The sequence below is a fragment of the Streptomyces sp. NPDC037273 genome (assembly GCF_055603625.1).
Genome location: NZ_JBVJVO010000010.1, coordinates 24,341 through 44,431 on the forward strand (window position 1 = coordinate 24,341; position 20,091 = coordinate 44,431).

Genomic DNA, 20,091 nt, shown 5'->3' on the forward strand with positions numbered 1-20,091 from the left:
CCGCCGCCCCCGTAACCCGAACGCCCGACCACCCGTATCCGAAGGACACGCACGATGGCCGAAACCCATGTCCTGTTCGTCGAGGACGACGATGTGATCCGTGAGGCCACCCAGCTCGCCCTGGAGCGGGACGGCTTCCGTGTCACGGCCATGCCCGACGGACTCTCCGGTCTCGACGCCTTCCGGGCGCAGCGGCCGGACATCGCCCTGCTCGACGTGATGCTGCCCGGCATGGACGGGGTCAGCCTCTGCCGCCGCATCCGCGACGAGTCGACGGTGCCGGTCATCATGCTGTCCGCGCGCGCCGACTCGATCGACGTCGTCCTCGGCCTGGAGGCCGGGGCCGACGACTACGTCACCAAGCCCTTCGACGGCTCGGTGCTCATGGCCCGCATCCGGGCGGTGCTGCGCCGGTTCGGGCACGCGGGCGGCGCCGGGGCCGGCGAGCACGGGAACGAGCCGGGCGCCGGCGGCGGGCTCCTGGCCTTCGGCGACCTGGAGGTCGACACCGAGGGCATGGAGGTCCGCAAGGGCGGGCAGCCGGTGGCGCTGACCCCGACCGAGATGCGGCTGCTCCTGGAGTTCTCGGCCGCGCCGGGCACCGTGCTCTCCCGCGACAAGCTCCTGGAGCGGGTCTGGGACTACGGCTGGGGCGGCGACACCCGGGTCGTCGACGTCCATGTGCAGCGGCTGCGCGCCAAGATCGGCCAGGACCGGATCGAGACGGTCCGCGGCTTCGGCTACAAGCTCAAGAGCTAGTGGTGAAGCTGTTCCCCCTCCGGACCGGGGTCCGCTGGAAGATCGCCGTCGCCATCGCCGCGGTCGGCGCGCTCATCGCCGTCACCCTGAGCATCGTCGTGCACAACGCCGCCCGGATCTCGATGCTGGACAACGCGCGCGAGGTGCAGATGGAGCGGCTGCTCTTCGCCCAGCGGATGTACGAGACGTCGAAGCCCAAGGAGCCCCGCTTCGGCACGAAGATCAACGACCCGGCGCTGCCGCCCCAGCTCGACCAGCTGATGCGGGACAACCGGCGCGGCACGTACGTGCAGGAGCACCGGCACGGCGGGCCGCCCGACGTGTGGGCCGCCGTGCCGCTGGCCAGCGGCGACGTGCTGTCGCTGCACATCCCGTTCGCCGACCGCAGCGCGACGATCATGAACGACCTGGACCGGGCCCTGGTCATCGGCTCGGTCTCGGTGGTCTTCGGCGGCTGCGCCCTCGGCGTGCTGATCGGCGGCCGGATCTCCCGGCGGCTGCGGAAGGCGGCCGTCGCGGCCGGGCGGGTCGCCCAGGGCAACACGGACGTGCGGGTGCGGGACGCCGTCGGCGGGGTCGTACGGGACGAGACCGACGACCTGGCGTGGGCGGTGGACGCCCTGACCGACGCCCTGAACGAGCGGATCGAGGCCGAGCGCCGGGTCACCGCGGACATCGCGCACGAGCTGCGCACCCCGGTGACCGGGCTGCTCACGGCCGCCGAACTGCTGCCGCCCGGACGCCCGACCGAGCTCGTACGGGACCGGGCGCAGGCGATGCGGACCCTGGTCGAGGACGTCCTGGAGGTGGCCCGGCTCGACAGCGCGTCGGAGCGGGCCGAGCTCCAGGAGATCGCGCTCGGCGAGTTCGTGGAGCGGCGGGTGCGCGCGCTCGACCCCGAGGTGGTCGTCCGGGTCGTCCACGACTCCTGGGTGAACACCGACCCGCGGCGCCTGGAGCGCGTCCTCGGCAACCTCCTCGCGAACGCGGCCAAGCACGGCAAGCCGCCGGTCGAGGTCACCGTCGAGGGCCGGGTCGTCCGCGTCCGCGACCACGGCCCCGGCTTCCCCGAGGCGCTCCTGAAGGAGGGCCCGAGCCGGTTCCGTACGGGCACGAGCGACCGCGCGGGGCAGGGCCACGGCCTGGGGCTGACCATCGCCGTGGGCCAGGCCCGGGTCCTCGGCGCCCGGCTGACCTTCCGGAACGTGGCCTCCGAGGGCTCCCGGGGCGGTGTCGGCGGCGCCATCGCCGTCCTCTGGCTCCCCGACCACGCCCCCACGAACACGGGAAGCTTCCCGGTGCTGCGGCTGCCGGAGTGAGGGGTACGGCGCAGGGCCGGGGTGACCGCGTGCGCCTCGCCGGAGTGCGGTCGTACGGCGAAGGGGCCGGGTCCGATGTCACGGACCCGGCCCCTTCGCCGTACCTGCGGCCGGTGTCAGACCGTCTCGGCGACCTTCACCGGGTCGCCGGTCTCCGGCTTCGGGGCATCCGCGGGGCCCGCGCCGCGGAGCGTGACCTCCTTGACGAGGAAGGCGAGGGCGAAGGCGAGGACGGCGACGGCGGAGGCGACGAGGAAGGCGCCGTGGGTGCCGGCGGCGACCGCGTGCTGGTAGGCCTCGCGGAGGGCCGCCGGGAGCTTGGCGAGGCTGGCCGCGTCGAGCTGGGCGGTCCGCTCGGTGAGGCCGGAGCCGCCGCGGGCGGCCATCTCGTCCTGGACGCGGCTGGTGAAGAGCGCGCCCATGATCGCGACGCCGAAGGAGGAGCCGAGGGTGCGGAACAGGGTGGTGGAGGAGGAGGCGACGCCCATGTCCTTCATCTCCACGCTGTTCTGCGCGACCAGCATGGTGATCTGCATGAGGAAGCCCATGCCGGCGCCGAGGAGGGCCATCCAGACTCCGGAGACCAGGCGCGAGGTGCCGGTGTCCATGGTGGAGAGCAGGAAGAGGCCGGCCACCATGAGGGCCCCGCCGACGATCGGGAAGATCTTGTACTTGCCGGTGCTGGTGGTGATCCGGCCGACGACCAGCGAGACGACCATCATCGCGAGCAGCATCGGCAGGAGCAGCAGGCCGGAGTTGGTGGCCGAGGCGCCCTGGACGGACTGCTGGAAGATCGGCAGGTAGAGGACCGCGCCGAACATCACGAAGCCGGTGACGAAGCCGATCAGGGACATCACGGTGAAGTTGCGGCTGCGGAAGATGTGCAGCGGCATGATCGGGTCGCTCGCCCGGGTCTCGACGAAGAGGAAGGCGGCGAGCGCGACGGCTCCGCCGACGGCGAGGCCGACGATGGTGGCCGAGCCCCAGGCGTACTCCGTGCCGCCCCAGGTGGTGACGAGGACGATCGCGGTGATGCCCACGGTCAGGAGTCCGGCGCCGAGGAAGTCGATGCGGGTGCCGGTGGCGCGCTGCTTCTTCGGCAGGTGCAGGACGGTGGAGACCATGGCGAGGGCGACGACGCCGAGCGGCAGGTTGATGTAGAAGGACCAGCGCCAGCCCCAGTGGTCGGTGATGGTGCCGCCGACGAGCGGTCCGCCGATCATGGCGAGGGCCATCACGCCGGCCATCATGCCCTGGTACTTGCCGCGCTCGCGGGGCGGGATGAGGTCGCCGATGATCGCCATGACGCCGACCATGAGGCCACCGGCGCCGAGGCCCTGGATCGTGCGGAAGCCGATGAGCTGGCCCATGTCCTGGGCCATGCCGCTGAGCGCCGAGCCGATCAGGAAGATGACGATCGAGGTGAGGAAGACGCCCTTGCGGCCGAACATGTCGCCGACCTTGCCCCAGAGCGGGGTGGAGGCGGCGGTGGCCAGGGTGTAGGCGGTGACGACCCAGGAGAGGTGTTCGAGGCCGCCGAGTTCGCCGACGATCGTCGGCATCGCGGTGCCGATGATCATGTTGTCGAGCATCGCGAGCAGCATCGCGATCATGAGGGCGAGGAGGACGACCCGGACGCTGCGCGCCGGCGGTGCCTCCCCCTCTGCCGATTTCGCCGTCTCGTTCTTCGCCATGTCGATCCCTTACTTGCCGCCCGGCTAGTTACTACACTGGGGACGGTAGACGCGGAACTAGCCGGTCGTCAAGTAAGTAAGTGTGGAAGCGAGAGACCATGGCCCAGGCCCGAGGCAACACCCGTCAGCGCATCCAGGACGTGGCCCTCGCCCTCTTCGCCGAGCAGGGCTACGAGAAGACCTCGCTGCGCGAGATCGCGGAACGCCTCGACGTCACCAAAGCGGCGCTCTACTACCACTTCAAGACCAAGGAAGACATCCTCATCGGGATCTTCCAGGACCTCACCCGCCCCGTGGACGAGCTGATCGAGTGGGCCCGCGAGCAGCCGCGCACGCTGGAGGTGCGGGAGGAGATCCTCCGCCGCTACCAGGCCTCGCTGCTCGACGCGTACCCGCTGTTCCGCTTCATGCAGGAGAACCAGGCGGCCGTCCGCGAGCTGAGCATCGGGCTGACCTTCAAGGAGCGGATGCTCGAACTGAGCGCCCTGATCCAGGAGGAGGACTTCGCCGTCATCGACAAGGTCCGCTGCGTGAGCGCGATCTTCACCCTGCACGCGGGGATGTTCTTCATGGACAACGTCGAGGGCGACCGCGAGGAGAAGCACGAAGCCGTCCTCGAGGTCGCCCTCGACATGCTCACTCAGGCCCACCGGGCCTCGTGAAGGGTCAGATGCCGACGCCGTGGGCGCGCAGGAACGCGGCCGGGTTGACGGCGGAGCCGTAGTTCGGGGTCGTACGGATCTCGAAGTGCAGGTGCGGGCCGGAGGAGTTGCCGGTGTTGCCCGAGAGGGCGATCTGCTGGCCGGCGCCGACCTTCTGGCCGACGTTCACCTTGATCTTCGACAGGTGGGCGTACTGGGAGTACGTGCCGTTGGCGTGCTTGACGACGATCGCGTTGCCGTACGCGGGGCCGTCGCCGCCGCCGTTCGGGCCCGCCTTCACGACGGTGCCCGCGCCCGCGGCCTTGACCGGGGTGCCGACCGGAACGGCGAAGTCCTGGCCGGAGTGCTTGTGGGCCCACATCGCGCCGCCCTGGTTGTAGCTGGCGCTCAGGGTGTAGGAGCTGACCGGCTTGACCCAGGAGGCGGCCTTCTTGGCCGCGACGGCCTTCTTCGCGGCGGCGGCCTTGACGGCGGTCGCCTTCGCGGCGGCCGTCTTGGCGGCGGCGGCCTTGGTGGCGGCGGCCTTCACCTGGGCGGCGACCTTGGCCTGCGTCTCGGCCTGGGCGGCGACGGCGGCGGACGCGGTGGCGGCGACCGGGGTGACGGCCTTGCCCTCGGCGGCGAAGGCGGACCCTGCTCCGGCCACCAGCGACGCTCCCAGACCCGCGGCGGCGAGGGCGACGGCGGCGGTACGGGTGGCGGGGTTCATGACGCGCTTCGACATACGGGGGAAAACCTCCGGGAAGTACGGGACCCGACGCGAACGGTGCTCTGCGCCGGGCTTGCTCATCCTTGGTAACCCGGACCCCCATCAAGCCCAAAACACCCCATCTACGACATAGCGTCGTAGCGATCTCCCCGGAAGATCGACCCTTGACGGCCTTGCCTTCAACTCCTGAAACCGGACATAACGGCACAAGAGAATCGGTTTAATCGCATGTCGCGGGGCCCCGAACCGCCCGAAACGCCGCCCGGCGTCCGGTTCGGGACCGTACGGGACCAAAGTCCCGGCGATTGATCCCTGAACGTCCCGAATCACCACCAAAGGTCGCCACTATTCCGCCTAGTACCCCTCGAAACCCCTGTGCGCCTTGTCACCAGCCGGCCGGCCCCAATGGGACCTGGGTCACGCAACCGACCCACCGGAAAGGCCGTCCCGCACTACGCTGGCGCATTCGGTGATCTTCAGGGGGACGCACATGGAACCGGCACTCATCGGCACCCGCCTCGCCTCGGCGGTGATCGGCCCGCTCCTGAAGAAACTGCTGGTCAGCGACGGTCCGGGCGCCGGTCTCACCGGCCGTACGCCCGCCATCAGGCTCTCCGGCCTCGTCTCCTTCCGCGGCGAGAAGCGCACGCTGACCGAGAAGGACGTCCGGAAGCTCGCGGCCACCCTGGTCGAGCGGTCCCGGTCGGAGCCCGGCGAAGCCCCCTTCCCCGCCGACGAGACCGAAGCCGTCGTCCACACCCTGGGGACGACCCTCCTCGCCCTCGGCGACCTCGACATGGACGACGTCCAGGCCGTCCGCCTCGGCCACCTCGCCCTCGCCCGCCGCCTCCGGGCCGCCGCCCCCGCCCCCGACGGCCTCTCCACGGACTCCGCCCGCTACCTGGAGTCCCTCACCGAATGGGCCTGCCTCCACATCCTGGAGTTCTTCACCCAGCGCTCCACCTTCATCGCCCGCGGCCTGGTCGAACAGACCCGCGGCCAGACCGAGCTCATCGCCAAGGTCGACGAACTCATCCGCCGCACCCCACGGGCCGACGGCCGCGACACCGACTTCGAGCGCCGCTACCTGGCCCACCTGGCGAAGAAGCACGGCCGCCTCACCATCTACGGCATCGACCTCCACCACTCACCGGACGCCTGGCCGCTGGACCTCGCCTACCTGTCCCTGGAGGCGACCGGCCCGGAACCCTCGTTCGACGGCGCGGCGGAGGGATTCGGCGCGGCCGGCGGGTTCGGTGCCGGAGGTGGATTCGGTGCCGGAGGCCTCGTGGCCCCCCTGGACCACGGCATCCGCGCCGACCTCGCCCTCGCCCGGCACGACCGCATCCTGCTGCGCGGCCTCGCCGGCTCCGGCAAGACCACGCTCCTCCAGTGGCTCACCGTCTCCGCCGCCACCGACGGCCGCGGCGAGGACATGGCCTACCTGAACGGCCTCATCCCCTTCGTCCTCCCCCTCCGCACCCTCACCCGCCACGGCGAGCGGCTCCCCGCCCCCGACCGCTTCCTCTCCGCCGCCGGCTGCCCCCTCACCGCGCCCGACGGCTGGGCCGACCGGGTCCTGAGCGCCGGACGCGGCCTGATCCTCGTCGACGGCATCGACGAGATCCCCGAGGCCGAACGCGGCCGGGCCCGCGACTGGCTCCGCGACCTCCTCGCCGCCTACGAAGGCAACCGCTGGCTCGTCACCTCCCGCCCCACCGCCGTACGGGACGACTGGCTCACCCCCGACGGCTTCACCGAACTCACCCTCTCCCCCATGGCCCGCACCGAGGTCACCACCTTCGTACGCCGCTGGCACCGAGCCGCCGGGCCCGAGGCGGAGCCGTACGAGCAGCCGCTCCTCGACGCCCTCCGCACCACCGAACACGTCGCCCAGCTCGCCACCAACCCCCTCATGTGCGGGCTCATCTGCGCCCTCCACCGCGACCGGCGCGGCTTCCTGCCCCGCGGCCGCAAAGCCCTCTACGAGGCCGCCCTCTCCATGCTCCTCACCCGCCGCGACCGCGAGCGGGACATGGCCGCCCCCTACGGCATCACCCTCGACGACGCCTCCCAGATCCAGCTCGTCCAGCGCCTCGCGTACTGGCTGACGCTCAACGGCCGCACCCAGCTGGACCGCGCCCACGCCCAGTCGATCGTCACGGAGGCGATCCCGGCCGTCCCCGAGGCCTCCGCGTACCAACCCGACAAGGTCTTCACCCACCTCCTCCACCGCAGCGGCCTCCTCCGCGAGCCCACCGAGGACACCGTCGAGTTCGTCCACCGCACCTTCCAGGACTACCTCGCCGCCAAGGCCCTCGTGGAGCGCTGGGACATCGGCGTCCTCGTCCGCCACGCCACCGACGACCAGTGGGAGGACCTCATCCGCATGGCCGTCGGCCACGGCCGCCCCCGCGAATGCGCCGAGATCCTCCGCGAGCTGCTCTCAGCGGCGGACACGACCGATGACCGGCGCGTCCGGCTGCGGCTCGTCGTCCTGGCCGCGACGGCCCTCGAACACGCGGTCGAGGTACCTCCTGAGGTGCGCCAGGAGGTGCTGGCGCGCACAGCCGAGGTCATCCCGCCGCGCACAGCGGAGGAGGCCCGTGAGCTGGCCACGGTGGGCCGCCTGGTCCTGGACCTGCTGCCGGGTCCGGAGAGGCTGGGGGATGAGCCCGCATACATGGTGGTGACGGCGGCGAGCCACGTTTCCTCCGACGCCACGATTGCCTTTCTGGGCCGCTTCGTCGGCCATCCCGACATCCTGGTCCGCTCCCAGCTCGTCTGGAGCTGGTCCCGCTTCGATACGGAGCAGTACGCCGAGGAGATCATCTCCGCTCTCTCCCCGAACGGGCTCTACTACACCGTCGTGAACGACGAGCAGGCCTCCGTCCTGTCACGGCTGGGCCTGCGGCCCGAGCTCCTGGACATCAGGGAAGGAGTCAGCGAGTTCGGATTCGCCCTTCTCCGGCCGATGCTGCCCGAGGTACGGGGCCTCCGGCTGCCCAGCGCCCTGTGCGGTGAGTCGGTGCTCGGAACGCTCGAACGGCTGCCACAGGTGACGACACTCAACGCCGAGGTCGACTTCTACGATCCCCCCTTCCGGCTGATCGCAGAGGTCTTCCCCCACGTGCGCGGTCTCGTTCTCGACGCCCAGCCCGACGCCCAGTGGGACGTGGCCCCCCTCGCACCCCTTCGCCACCTGAGTCAGCTGTTCGTTCCGGGAGGGGCCGCCCTCACCGGCGTCGAACACCTCCCGCCGGACATCCACATCGGCGCATAGACAAAGGGGCGGCCCCGGAACCCATTGGTTCCGGGGCCGCCCCTTGGTACGGCTGTGCCTTACGCGTCCTTCGAGAGGTTCGGGCCCGTGCCGCCCGTGGCCTCGATGGGCGGGGAGTCGGGCAGGGCCGACTTCTCCTCGCCGCGGAAGGTGAACTTGCGCTCCTCGCCGTCGCCCTCGGTGTCGACGACCACGATGTGACCGGGGCGCAGGTCGCCGAAGAGGATCTTCTCCGACAGCGTGTCCTCGATCTCGCGCTGGATCGTCCGGCGGAGCGGACGGGCGCCGAGCACGGGGTCGTAACCCTTCTTGGCGAGCAGCTCCTTGGCGGACTGGGAGAGCTCGATGCCCATGTCCCGGTCCTTGAGGCGCTCGTCGACGCGGCCGATCATCAGGTCGACGATCTGGAGGATGTCGTCCTGGGTCAGCTGCGGGAAGACGATGATGTCGTCCACACGGTTGAGGAACTCCGGGCGGAAGTGCTGCTTCAGCTCGTCGCTGACCTTCGCCTTCATCCGCTCGTAGTTGGACTTCGTGTCGCCCTGGGCGGCGAAGCCCAGGTTGAAGCCCTTCGAGATGTCCCTGGTCCCGAGGTTGGTGGTCATGATGATGACCGTGTTCTTGAAGTCCACGACCCGGCCCTGGGAGTCGGTCAGGCGACCGTCCTCCAGGATCTGGAGAAGGGAATTGAAGATATCGGGGTGGGCCTTCTCGACCTCGTCGAAGAGGACGACGGAGAACGGCTTGCGGCGCACCTTCTCGGTGAGCTGGCCGCCCTCTTCGTAGCCGACGTATCCGGGCGGCGAACCGAAGAGACGGGAAACCGTGTGCTTCTCGCTGAACTCCGACATGTCGAGGGAGATCATCGCGTCCTCGTCGCCGAAGAGGAATTCGGCGAGAGCCTTCGAAAGCTCGGTCTTACCGACACCGGACGGACCGGCGAAGATGAACGAGCCACCGGGGCGCTTCGGGTCCTTGAGGCCGGCCCGCGTGCGGCGGATGGCCCGGGAGAGACCCTTGACGGCGTCCTTCTGGCCGATGACGCGCTTGTGGAGCTCGTCCTCCATGCGGAGCAGACGCGAGGACTCCTCCTCGGTCAGCTTGAAGACCGGGATGCCGGTGGCGGTCGCGAGGACCTCGGCGATCAGCTCGCCGTCGACCTCGGCGACGACGTCCATGTCGCCGGCCTTCCACTCCTTCTCGCGCTTGGCCTTCGCGGCGAGGAGCTGCTTCTCCTTGTCGCGCAGGGACGCGGCCTTCTCGAAGTCCTGCGAGTCGATCGCGGACTCCTTGTCGCGGCGGACGCCGGCGATCTTCTCGTCGAACTCGCGGAGGTCCGGCGGCGCGGTCATCCGGCGGATGCGCATCCGGGAGCCGGCCTCGTCGATCAGGTCGATCGCCTTGTCCGGGAGGAAGCGGTCCGAGATGTACCGGTCGGCCAGGGTCGCGGCCTGGACGAGGGCCTCGTCGGTGATGGAGACCCGGTGGTGGGCCTCGTACCGGTCGCGCAGACCCTTGAGGATCTCGATGGTGTGCGGCAGCGACGGCTCGGCGACCTGGATGGGCTGGAAGCGGCGCTCGAGGGCCGCGTCCTTCTCCAGGTACTTGCGGTACTCGTCGAGGGTGGTGGCACCGATGGTCTGGAGCTCACCGCGGGCCAGCATCGGCTTGAGGATGCTGGCGGCGTCGATCGCGCCCTCGGCGGCGCCCGCACCCACGAGGGTGTGGAGCTCGTCGATGAACAGGATGATGTCGCCGCGGGTGCGGATCTCCTTGAGGACCTTCTTCAGGCGCTCCTCGAAGTCACCGCGGTAGCGGGAGCCGGCGACCAGCGCGCCGAGGTCCAGGGTGTAGAGGTGCTTGTCCTTGAGGGTCTCGGGCACCTCGCCCTTGACGATGGCCTGCGCCAGGCCTTCGACGACGGCGGTCTTGCCGACGCCGGGCTCGCCGATGAGGACCGGGTTGTTCTTGGTGCGGCGGGACAGCACCTGCATGACCCGCTCGATCTCCTTCTCGCGCCCGATGACCGGGTCGAGCTTGGATTCGCGGGCCGCCTGGGTGAGGTTGCGGCCGAACTGGTCGAGGACCAGGGACGTCGAGGGGGTGCCCTCGGCAGGACCGCCGGCCGTGGCGGCTTCCTTGCCCTGGTAGCCGGAGAGCAGCTGGATGACCTGCTGTCGCACCCGGTTGAGGTCGGCGCCCAGCTTCACGAGGACCTGGGCGGCGACGCCCTCGCCCTCGCGGATCAGGCCGAGCAGGATGTGCTCGGTGCCGATGTAGTTGTGGCCGAGCTGGAGGGCCTCGCGGAGCGAGAGCTCCAGGACCTTCTTGGCACGAGGGGTGAAGGGGATGTGCCCGGACGGGGCCTGCTGGCCCTGGCCGATGATCTCCTCCACCTGCTGGCGGACCGCCTCGAGCGAAATCCCGAGGCTCTCCAGGGCCTTAGCGGCGACACCCTCACCCTCGTGGATAAGGCCCAGAAGGATGTGCTCGGTGCCGATGTAGTTGTGGTTGAGCATCCGGGCTTCTTCCTGAGCCAGGACGACAACCCGCCGCGCGCGGTCGGTGAACCTCTCGAACATCGTTAATCGCTCCTCAGAGCGGTCAGTCAGTTAGGGGTCGATCCCCTCCCTGTCCTTCCGCAGCTTAGTCCCGCAAGCGGGGACCGCTCATTCCAACTGCCGACATCCGTCCGGATCACCCCCTCTTCCGCGGGGAGACCTGCTGCCGAACAGCCGACAAATGCTCCAACCCGATGGTGCGAGACGATGTTCCCGCAGGCCAAGTAGTTACCCGCGCCATCAGTACGCCGATGGCGAACGTGAGACGCCGAAGCCCGCGAGTCGCCCCTCTCCACTAGGAATGTCTTACCCGTAAGGACTGACACTCCATGCGGCACACCCCGGTTCCCTCCGCTACCAGCGAACACCCTTGCGCGGTCGAATGCACGCGTACGCCCCATCACGGACACCTTGCGCGTCCGGCCGGGGACGGAGTGTCACGGCGCGGCCCCCGGAGGCGTAACCAACTCGCCTTCGCGGGAGTTGCCCCGGCATGGCCCTCACCGTCCCGCTGCCCCGCTCGCCGATCGACGGCGGAATCGCGCGGTGGTACGAGGACGAGCTCGGCTGGGCGACGGTGGCCGGCCCGCCGGTGCAGCTGGTCACGGGGCTGCGGTTCGACGTCCTCGAGCTGCCCGCCCCGGCCGGCCGGGGCGTCCTGCGCCGGATGGGCGCGGCGACTGGTCCGGTGGCCCTGATGGGGCGCCGGATGCGGCTGCTCGTGGCCGCGGGGAGCGCGGAGGAGCTCCCGGGACTGCTCGACTGGCTGGAGTGGGGCGGGATCTCACTGGATCTCGCCGGTGTCGGCGCCGACGGCCGGATGGCCGCGCCCCTTCCCCCGGGGCGCGGCGATTCCGGCGCCCAGGGCGCCGCCGTGTGGCTGCGGGCGCCGGTGCCGGGGCGCGAGGTCGAGTCCTCGCTGCCGGCTCTGCGGTCCGCGCCGTGGGGCGGTGCGGATGCCCCTTGCCTGGTGCGTCTCGTGGCCGCCGCCGCTGCGGAGTGCCACCGGGTGCGGCTGCTGAGTGCCCGGTCCCGTGGGCCGGCGGCTCAGCAGCTGTCGCCTCAGCGGTTCGCGTCCTCGTAGGCCGCCTTGACGGTGGCGGGCACGCGGCCGCGGTCGTTCACGTCGTAGCCGTTCTCCTTGGCCCACGCGCGGATCTTGGCGGTGTCGGGGCTGCCGGCCGCGACACGGCCCTTGCCGCGGCCGCCGGTGGTGCGACCACCGGTGCGACGGCCACCCGCGGTGTACGGCTCGAGCAGGCCACGGAGCTTTTCGGCGTTGGCGGTGGTGAGGTCGATCTCGTAGGTCTTCCCGTCCAGCGCGAACGTCACCGTCTCGTCCGCTTCGACGCCGTCGAGGTCGTCGACAAGAAGGACCTGAACCTTCTGTGCCACCGGATTTCCTTTCATCGAAAATGCAGTACGCGGAAAGGAAACCGCTTTTCTCGGAAAAACACAAACCCCTGGCAGAGGTTCAGAACCCTGGCAACGCGGGAAACGTGCGCGATTCGGACATAGGGTTACAGGTGCAGAAGCATCCGGCTGTTGCCCAAGGTGTTCGGCTTCACTCGTTCGAGACCGAGGAACTCGGCGACTCCCTCGTCATAGGAACGCAGGAGCTCGCTGTAGACATCTCCGTCGACCGGGGTCTCGCCGATCTCCACGAAGCCGTGCTTCGCGAAGAAGTCGACTTCGAAGGTCAGGCAGAATACCCGCCGCACGCCGAGCCATCGGGCCGTGTGCAACAACTTGTCCAGCACCTGATGTCCGACGCCGGCTCCCTTGAACTCGGGATCGACGGCGAGAGTACGGACTTCGGCGAGGTCTTCCCACATGACGTGCAGGGCTCCGCATCCGACGACGGTGGCGTCGTCGTCGCGTTCCGCGACCCAGAACTCCTGGATGGACTCGTAAAGGGTCACGGTCGCCTTGTCGAGCAGGATGCCGCGCCTCACGAATGGGTCGACGAGACGGCGGACGGCGGCGACATCACTGGTGCGGGCCCGGCGGACGGTGACGGCACGGGCGGAGGCCGCGGAGGCGGCCGGGGAGGCAGACGGCGACATGGGGGGACGCTATCGCTCCCGGCCCCCGGTTCCCTCGGCGCCCTCCTCGGGCGGGGCGGGCAGCGGGTTGTCGCGCTGGACGATTCTGATGGCGTCGTTCAGGGCTTCGCGCTGGTCCTGCGACATCATCCCGAAGAAGGCCACGAGCGCGGCGGCGGGGTTGTCGCTCTGGGCCCAGGCCTCGTTCATCAGGGCGGCCGAGTACGCGGCCCGGGTGGAGACCGCGGTATATCGATAGGCGCGGCCTTCGACTTCGCGGCGCACCCAGCCCTTCTGATGGAGATTGTCCATGACGGTCATGACGGTCGTGTAGGCGATGGACCGTTCCTGCTGGAGGTCCTCCAGAACTTCCCGGACGGTCACCGGGCGGTTCCATTGCCAGACGCGCGTCATGACGGCGTCTTCGAGCTCTCCCAATGGACGGGGCACAACGTCACCTTAGTGCGCAAAAGGCCAATTACCGGCCATTGAAGGGCGTAAACCGAGCAAAAAGGACGCACGACCTCGAAAGGTCGCACGTCCCGGGTGGTGCGGTGGCCGCCCCTGGGGGCGGCGGGTCTCAGGAGCCGGTGCCGCCGTCCGCCTGGCGGGTGGCCTCGGCGCGGGCGAGGGCGGCGTCCACGACCGCGTCCTCCTTGGCCTTGTTCGGGCCGCCCTGGGTCTTCACGATCACCACGACGAGGGCGATGAAGAACGCGGCCATCACGACGGGGGGAAGAAGCGCGGAAACGTAGTCCATGCCGACCAGGGTAGCTATCCGGCGACCCGTTCCTCGGGCGGGGGCGGGGGTACGGGCCGCCGGCGCGGCGGGAACACCTCGGAGGGCTTGGGCACCGGGCGCTCGGCGGGCGCGGGCGGGGTCGGCTTCGGCTCGTCGGCCGCGGCGCGCCCGCCGGGGAGTGCGAGCAGCCGGGCGCGGGGCACTCCGGTCGCGGTGGCGGCGGTGGCCTGCGAGACCCGGGCCAGGCGGGCGCGTACGGAACGCTCGGCGAGGACCTGGCAGCGGGCGAGCAGCTCGGCGGCCTCGGCGTTGCGCCGCAGTGCGCGCAGGGCGGCGAGGTCGTCGGCCCCGGGGTCGTATCCGGCGGCCAGGGCGTCCCTGAGGAGGTCCAGATAGCCGGTGAGCGACCCGGGCAGCGCCCCGCGGTAGCGGGCCAGGTCGTCGAGGAGGAAGGCGCGCAGCCGGCCGGCCTCGTGCACGGCCTCGTCCACGGATTCGGCCAGGCGCAGGCAGTCCTGGACGTCCTCGTCCTGGAGGGGGGCGGGGTGGAGGGCGGTGGCGAGGGCGCGGCGGAGGACACGCAGCTCGTCCGCGCTGAACGCCATTCCGCCGCGGGATCCGTATGGCGTGGGCATGGGCCGACACTACGCGCTAATCGGACAATTTTCTCTTAGCGATCATTCCGGCGCGCCGGAATGATCGCCCACCGCGACGCGCCCCGCGGCCCGCCGCCTCACATGCGGGAGACGTTCCGCTCGTACACCAGGCGCAGGCCGATCAGGGTCAGCCAGGGCTCGTGCTCGTCGATCTCGGCCGACTCGCCGAGGACCATCGGGGCGAGGCCGCCGGTGGCGATGACGGTGACGTCGGAGGGGTCGCCGTTCGGGCCGACGAGTTCGCGCTTCATGCGGGCGACGACGCCGTCGACCTGGCCCGCGTAGCCGAAGATGATGCCGGACTGCATCGCCTCGACCGTGTTCTTGCCGATGACGTTGCGCGGGCGGGCCAGCTCGATCTTGCGGAGCATGGCCCCCTTCACGCCCAGCGCCTCGACGGAGATCTCGATGCCGGGCGCGATGGCCCCGCCCGCGTACTCGCCGCGCGCGGTGACCGCGTCGTACGTCGTCGCCGTGCCGAAGTCGACGACGATCGCGGGACCGCCGTACAGCTCGACCGCCGCGGCCGCGTTGATGATGCGGTCCGCGCCGACCTCCTTCGGGTTGTCGGTGATGACCGGGACGCCCGTCTTGACGCCCGGCTCCACCAGGACCGCGGGCACGTCGCCGTAGTACCGGCGGGTGACCTCGCGGAGCTCGTGCAGCACCGAGGGGACCGTCGCGCAGATGGCGATCCCCTCGATGCCGTCGCCCAGCTCGACGCCGAGCAGCGGGTGCATGCCCATGAGGCCCTGGAGCAGGACCGCCATCTCGTCGGCCGTCCTGCTCGGGTCCGTGGAGATCCGCCAGTGCTCGACGATCTCGTCGCCGTCGAAGAGGCCGAGGACCGTGTGCGTGTTGCCGACGTCGATGGTGAGCAGCATCAGGCCCGCACCTCGCGCAGGTCCAGGCCGATGTCGAGGATCGGGGAGGAGTGCGTGAGCCCGCCGACCGCCAGGTAGTCGACGCCGGTCGCCGCGTACGCCGCCGCGTTTTCCAGGGTCAGCCGGCCGGAGGACTCCAGGACCGCGCGGCCCGCGACGATCGCGACGGCCTCCTCGGTCTCGATCGGCGTGAAGTTGTCGAGCAGGATCAGGTCGGCGCCCGCGTCCAGGACCTCGCGGACCTGGTGCATCGTGTCGACCTCGACCTCGATCGGAAGCTCGGGGAACAGCTCCCGCACGGCCTTGAAGGCCTCCGCGACGCCACCGGCCGCCACCACGTGGTTGTCCTTCACGAGGGCGGCGTCGGAGAGCGACATGCGGTGGTTGACGCCGCCGCCGCAGCGGACCGCGTACTTCTCCAGGGCGCGCAGGCCCGGGGTGGTCTTGCGGGTGTCGCGGACCTTGGCCCTCGTGCCCTCCAGGACGTCCGCCCACGCGCGCGTGGCGGTGGCGATGCCGGAGAGGCGGCACAGGATGTTGAGCGCGCTGCGCTCGCCGGTGAGCAGGTCGCGGGTGCGGGCGGTGACGCTCAGGAGCACCTGCCCGGCCTCGACGCGCTCGCCGTCCTCGACGTGCCGCTCGACCTCGAACTCGTCCGTGCAGACGATCGAGAGGACGGCCTCGGCGACCCGCAGACCGGCCACCACGCCGGCCTCGCGGGCGGTGAAGTCGGCGGTCGCGACGGCGTCCTCGGGGACGGTCGCCACGGTCGTCACGTCGACGCCGCCGTCGAGGTCCTCGGCGATCGCCAGGTGGGCGATGTCCTCGACCTGGACCGGGTCGAGCCCGGCCTCGGCGAGGAGCTCGGCGAGCGCGGGGTCGAGCCCGCACTCGAACTCCTCCCCCTCGCCGCCGCAGCCGCAGCCGTCGCCGCAGCCGCCGGCCTCGGAGGGGGCGCTGATCTGGATCAGAGGGACGTCCACGGGCTCGGGACGGGCTTCCTCGGGCGTGCTCACTTACGGCTCCCTGGGGGCGTCGGCGGTGGGGGGGAAGGCGAAGGTGTCGGTGGTGCGGACGTCGAGGTTCCGCTCCGGCGTCAGGCGTACGACGAGATGCCGGCGCCAGTCCGTGTCGTCACGGTCCGGGTGGTCCTCGCGCCAGTGGCAGCCGCGGGTCTCCTGGCGGCGGCGGGCCGCGGCGACCAGCACCCGGGCGACGCACAGCAGGTTCGTGGTCTCCCAGGACTCCACGCCGGGCTCGGCGGCCTTGGTGTCGTCGCTGCCGCCCGCCACGGCGTCGCTGTGCAGGGCGTCGAGGGCTTCGGCGGCCTCCCGCAGGCTGGCCTCCGAGCGGAGCACGCCCGCGCCGGCCGTCATCACCCGCTGGATACGGGTCCGGGCGCCCGCCACCGGAAGCGGCAGGGTCACCGGCGCCGGGGGCGCCACCGGGGCGCCCGGCACGCGCGGGGCGGCGGCCGTGATGTCCTCGGCGATCCGCTCGGCGAAGACCAGGCCCTCCAGGAGCGAGTTCGAGGCGAGCCGGTTGGCGCCGTGGACGCCCGTACAGGCCACCTCGCCGCAGGCGTAAAGACCGGGGACGGTGGTCCGGCCGCGCAGGTCGGTGCGGACGCCGCCGGAGGCGTAGTGGGCGGCCGGGGCGACCGGGATCGGCTCGGTCACCGGGTCGATGCCGTGCGAGCGGCAAGCGGCCAGGATCGTCGGGAAGCGCTGCTCCCACATCTCGGCGCCGAAGTGCCGGGCGTCGAGGTACATGTGCTCGGTGCCGTGCTCCAGCATCCGGCGGGTGATCGCCTTGGCGACGATGTCCCGGGGCGCCAGCTCGGCCAGCTCGTGCTGTCCGAGCATGAAGCGGACGCCGTCGGCGTCGACCAGGTGGGCGCCCTCGCCGCGGACGGCCTCGGAGACCAGCGGCTGCTGGCCCTCGGCGCCGGCGCCGAGGAAGAGCACCGTGGGGTGGAACTGGACGAACTCCAGGTCGGAGACCTCGGCGCCGGCCCGCAGCGCGAGCGCGACGCCGTCGCCGGTGGAGACGGCCGGGTTGGTGGTGGCCGAGAAGACCTGGCCCATGCCGCCGGTGGCGAGGACCACCGCGGGCGCGTGGACCGCGCCGACGCCGTCGTGCTGGCCCTCGCCCATGACGTGCAGGGTCACGCCCGCCGTACGGCCCTCGGCGTCGGTCAGGAGGTCGAGGACGAGGGCGTGCTCGATGAAGCGGACGCCCCGGTCCCGTATCGCCTCGACCAGGGCGCGGGAGATCTCGGCACCGGTCGCGTCGCCGCCGGCGTGCGCGATCCGGCGGCGGTGGTGGCCGCCCTCCCGGGTCAGCGCGATCTCGCCGTCGGACTCCTTGTCGAAGTCGGCGCCGGTCTCGATCAGCCGGCGGACGGCGTCCGGGCCCTCGGTGACGAGCAGCCGCACGGCGTCCTCGTCGCAGAGGCCGGCGCCGGCCACCAGGGTGTCGTCGAGGTGCTGCTCGGGGGTGTCGCCCTCGCCGAGCGCGGCGGCGATGCCGCCCTGGGCCCAGCGGGTGGAGCCGTCGTCGAGGTTGGCCTTGGTGACGACGACCGTGCGGAGCCCGGCGGCGGTGCACCGCAGGGCGGCGGTCAGACCGGCGACACCGGAGCCGACCACGACGACGTCGGCGTCGATGTCCCAGCCGGGCGCGGGGGCGTGCAGCCGTATTCCGGTCACTTGGCGGCTCCGAACACGAGGGGGATGTTGTCGATGAGCCGCGTGGCACCCACGCGGGCGGCGACGGCGAGGATCGCGTCCCCGTCGTGGTCGTCGTCGACCTCGGTGAAGTCGGCCGGGTCGACGAGGGCCAGGTAGTCGAGGGTGAGCGGCGGCTCGGCCTTGGCCGCCTCGTCGAGTACGGCGCGGGCCGCGGCCCGGACGGCCTCGGCGCCGCCGCGCTCGGCGGCCTGGGCGACCGCGTGCGCGTCGGCGGCGGCGCGGGCCTCGCCGATCCGGGACAGCGCCTCGGCACGGGTCTCGGCCCGGCCCTGGGCGCCCGGCAGGGCGGCGGCACGCGCGCGCAGCGCCTCCTGGGCGGCGAGCCGGTCGCCGGCGGCGAACAGCGCGCGGGACAGCGCGAGGGCCGTACGGCGCTCCTCGGCCGACAGGTAGCGGTTGCGGCTGGACAGGGCGAGGCCGTCGGCCTCCCGGACGGTCTCCACGCCGACGATCTCGACCGGGAAGTTCAGGTCCTTGACCATCCGGCGGATCAGGGCGAGCTGCTGAGCGTCCTTCTGCCCGAAGAAGGCCAGGTCGGGGGCGGTGAGGTGGAGCAGCTTGGCGACGACGGTCAGCATGCCGTCGAAGTGGCCGGGCCGGGAGGCGCCTTCGAGGCGCTCGCCCATCGGGCCCGCGGTGATCCGGACCTGGGGCTCGCCGCCCGGGTAGACCTCGTCGACGGAGGGCGCGAAGACGGCGCTCGCGCCCGCGTCGAGGGCCAGTTCGAGGTCGGCGTCGAGGGTGCGCGGGTAGCGGTCGAGGTCCTCGCCGGCGCCGAACTGCAGCGGGTTGACGAAGACGGTGACGACGACGAAGCCCTGGTCGCCCACGCGCTCGCGTGCGGAGCGGATCAGGGTGGCGTGGCCCTCGTGGAGGGCGCCCATGGTCATGACCACGGCCGTGCGGCCGGGCGTGCTCCAGTGGGCGACCGCGTCCCCGAGGTCCTCGACCGCGCGGAGCAACTCGGCCGGTTGGTGGCGGACGGCCCGGCCGTCCTCGGCGCTCTCGCGGGCGAACAGGCTCATCGGTCGTCTCCTTGCGGCCCGTCGGCGGGGTCGGTGGGGTGGGCGGCGCCGCCGGTCGTCTCGGCGAGGACGCCGAGGAGGTCCTCGGCGAGTTCGGGCTTGAGCAGGCCGTGGGCGAGCGCCCGGTCCGCGGTGGTGCGGGCCATCGCGAGGTAGCCGGCGACGGTGCCGGGCGCGTGCTTGCGCAGCTCGGCGACGTGGGCGGCGACCGTGCCGGCGTCACCGCGCGCGACGGGGCCGGTGAGGGCGGCGTCGCCGGACCGCAGCGCGTTGTCCAGGGCGGCGCCGAGGAGGGGGCCGAGCATGCGGTCGGGGGCGGCGACGCCCGCCTTGTGGAGCAGCTCCATCGACTGGGCCACCAGGGTGACCAGGTGGTTCGCGCCGAGGGCCAGGGCCGCGTGGTAGAGCGGGCGGGCGTCCTCGGCGACCCATTCGGGCTCGCCGCCCATCTCGATCACCAGGGCCTCGGCGGCCAGCCGCAGCTCCTCGGGCGCGGTGACCCCGAAGGAGCAGCCCGCGAGCCGCTGGACGTCGACGGCGGTGCCGGTGAACGTCATGGCGGGGTGCAGCGCGAGCGGCAGGGCGCCGGCCCGGCGCGCGGGGTCGAGGACCCGTGCCCCGTACCGTCCCGAGGTGTGCACGATGAGCTGCCCGGGCCGTACGGCTCCGGTGTCGGCGAGGCCCTCGACGAGGCCCGGCAGGGCGTCGTCGGGGACGGTCAGCAGGACCAGGTCGGCGAGGGCCAGGACACGGGCCGGCTCGACGACGGGGACGTCGGGCAGCAGGTCGGCGGCGCGGCGCCGGGAGGCCTCGGAGACCGCCGAGACGGCGACGGGGCGGTGTCCGGCGAGCTGGAGGGCGGCGGCGAGGGCGGGGCCCACGCGGCCGGCGCCGACGACTCCGACGGTGAGCCGGGCGGGTCGTTCCTCGGCTCGGGACTCTGGCGCTGCTGGTGCGTTCACGGTGGGGACGGCCTTCCGTTCCAGTCCTCGGCGGGTA

General features: G+C 71.6%; 18 protein-coding genes. 5 read left to right on the forward strand and 13 right to left on the reverse strand.

Going from position 1 to position 20,091, the window contains the following annotated elements; all coding sequences use genetic code 11:
* The first annotated feature begins 54 nt into the window (after window positions 1-54).
* Window positions 55-759, forward strand: coding sequence for a two-component system response regulator CseB (gene cseB, locus ACZ7G1_RS24935; RefSeq protein WP_470875897.1), 705 nt, complete (start codon window positions 55-57; stop codon window positions 757-759).
* Window positions 648-2,078, forward strand: a complete 1,431-nt coding sequence (gene cseC, locus ACZ7G1_RS24940; protein WP_470876302.1) for a two-component system sensor histidine kinase CseC — start codon at window positions 648-650, stop codon at window positions 2,076-2,078. Before cseB ends, cseC begins: the two co-directional genes overlap by 112 nt.
* A 116-nt stretch (window positions 2,079-2,194) precedes the next feature.
* Here the strand turns inward: cseC and ACZ7G1_RS24945 are convergent, their stop codons facing one another.
* Entirely contained in the window at window positions 2,195-3,772 is a 1,578-nt protein-coding gene (locus ACZ7G1_RS24945; RefSeq protein WP_470875899.1) for an MDR family MFS transporter, read from the reverse strand.
* Between the two features lie 98 nt (window positions 3,773-3,870).
* On the opposite strand from ACZ7G1_RS24945, the gene ACZ7G1_RS24950 reads away from it, so the two are divergent.
* Complete coding sequence (locus ACZ7G1_RS24950) at window positions 3,871-4,434, forward strand: TetR/AcrR family transcriptional regulator (protein ID WP_470875901.1); 564 nt, start codon at window positions 3,871-3,873, stop codon at window positions 4,432-4,434.
* A 4-nt stretch (window positions 4,435-4,438) separates the two neighbouring features.
* Here the strand turns inward: ACZ7G1_RS24950 and ACZ7G1_RS24955 are convergent, their stop codons facing one another.
* Window positions 4,439-5,158 carry a M23 family metallopeptidase gene (locus ACZ7G1_RS24955; RefSeq protein WP_470875903.1) on the reverse strand — a complete coding sequence of 240 codons (720 nt, stop codon included), beginning with the start codon at window positions 5,156-5,158 and terminating at the stop codon, window positions 4,439-4,441.
* Window positions 5,159-5,633: 475 nt separating this feature from the next.
* Between ACZ7G1_RS24955 and ACZ7G1_RS24960 the strand changes: the two genes are divergently transcribed.
* Window positions 5,634-8,426, forward strand: a complete 2,793-nt coding sequence (locus ACZ7G1_RS24960) for an NACHT domain-containing protein (protein WP_470875905.1) — start codon at window positions 5,634-5,636, stop codon at window positions 8,424-8,426.
* 59 nt (window positions 8,427-8,485) lie between these two features.
* On the opposite strand, the gene ACZ7G1_RS24965 is transcribed toward ACZ7G1_RS24960, so the two are convergent.
* A complete protein-coding gene (locus ACZ7G1_RS24965) occupies window positions 8,486-11,008 on the reverse strand; it encodes an ATP-dependent Clp protease ATP-binding subunit (protein ID WP_362570314.1) in 2,523 nt (840 codons plus the stop codon).
* A gap of 472 nt (window positions 11,009-11,480) precedes the next feature.
* Between ACZ7G1_RS24965 and ACZ7G1_RS24970 the strand changes: the two genes are divergently transcribed.
* On the forward strand, window positions 11,481-12,071 hold the full coding sequence (locus ACZ7G1_RS24970) for an SCO3374 family protein (RefSeq protein ID WP_470875907.1): 591 nt from the start codon (window positions 11,481-11,483) through the stop codon (window positions 12,069-12,071).
* On the opposite strand, the gene ACZ7G1_RS24975 is transcribed toward ACZ7G1_RS24970, so the two are convergent.
* From ACZ7G1_RS24975 to ACZ7G1_RS25020, 10 genes are all read right to left on the reverse strand, one after another.
* A complete protein-coding gene (locus ACZ7G1_RS24975; protein WP_017240029.1) occupies window positions 12,050-12,382 on the reverse strand; it encodes a histone-like nucleoid-structuring protein Lsr2 in 333 nt (110 codons plus the stop codon). The genes ACZ7G1_RS24970 and ACZ7G1_RS24975 overlap by 22 nt on opposite strands.
* Before the next feature lie 125 nt (window positions 12,383-12,507).
* On the reverse strand, window positions 12,508-13,053 hold the full coding sequence (locus tag ACZ7G1_RS24980) for an amino-acid N-acetyltransferase (protein ID WP_470875910.1): 546 nt from the start codon (window positions 13,051-13,053) through the stop codon (window positions 12,508-12,510).
* A 9-nt stretch (window positions 13,054-13,062) separates the two neighbouring features.
* A complete protein-coding gene (locus tag ACZ7G1_RS24985) occupies window positions 13,063-13,482 on the reverse strand; it encodes a BlaI/MecI/CopY family transcriptional regulator (RefSeq protein WP_470875912.1) in 420 nt (139 codons plus the stop codon).
* A 130-nt stretch (window positions 13,483-13,612) separates the two neighbouring features.
* On the reverse strand, window positions 13,613-13,792 hold the full coding sequence (locus ACZ7G1_RS24990; protein ID WP_470875914.1) for a hypothetical protein: 180 nt from the start codon (window positions 13,790-13,792) through the stop codon (window positions 13,613-13,615).
* 14 nt (window positions 13,793-13,806) lie between these two features.
* Window positions 13,807-14,379, reverse strand: a complete 573-nt coding sequence (locus ACZ7G1_RS24995; protein WP_470876304.1) for a hypothetical protein — start codon at window positions 14,377-14,379, stop codon at window positions 13,807-13,809.
* A 128-nt stretch (window positions 14,380-14,507) separates the two neighbouring features.
* The gene (locus ACZ7G1_RS25000; protein WP_470875916.1) at window positions 14,508-15,314 is read right to left on the reverse strand and encodes a type III pantothenate kinase; all 807 of its coding nucleotides are present in this window, start codon (window positions 15,312-15,314) and stop codon (window positions 14,508-14,510) included.
* Window positions 15,314-16,330 (reverse strand): carboxylating nicotinate-nucleotide diphosphorylase, encoded by a 1,017-nt coding sequence (nadC, locus tag ACZ7G1_RS25005; protein ID WP_470875918.1) that lies wholly within the window; start codon window positions 16,328-16,330, stop codon window positions 15,314-15,316. The genes ACZ7G1_RS25000 and nadC overlap by 1 nt, the downstream gene beginning before the upstream one ends.
* Complete coding sequence (locus ACZ7G1_RS25010; RefSeq protein WP_470875920.1) at window positions 16,331-18,025, reverse strand: L-aspartate oxidase; 1,695 nt, start codon at window positions 18,023-18,025, stop codon at window positions 16,331-16,333.
* Window positions 18,022-19,092 carry a pantoate--beta-alanine ligase gene (gene panC / locus ACZ7G1_RS25015; RefSeq protein WP_470875922.1) on the reverse strand — a complete coding sequence of 357 codons (1,071 nt, stop codon included), beginning with the start codon at window positions 19,090-19,092 and terminating at the stop codon, window positions 18,022-18,024. The genes ACZ7G1_RS25010 and panC overlap by 4 nt, the downstream gene beginning before the upstream one ends.
* Window positions 19,089-20,054 (reverse strand): Rossmann-like and DUF2520 domain-containing protein, encoded by a 966-nt coding sequence (locus ACZ7G1_RS25020; RefSeq protein ID WP_470875924.1) that lies wholly within the window; start codon window positions 20,052-20,054, stop codon window positions 19,089-19,091. The genes panC and ACZ7G1_RS25020 overlap by 4 nt, the downstream gene beginning before the upstream one ends.
* Between the last annotated feature and the right edge of the window lie 37 nt (window positions 20,055-20,091).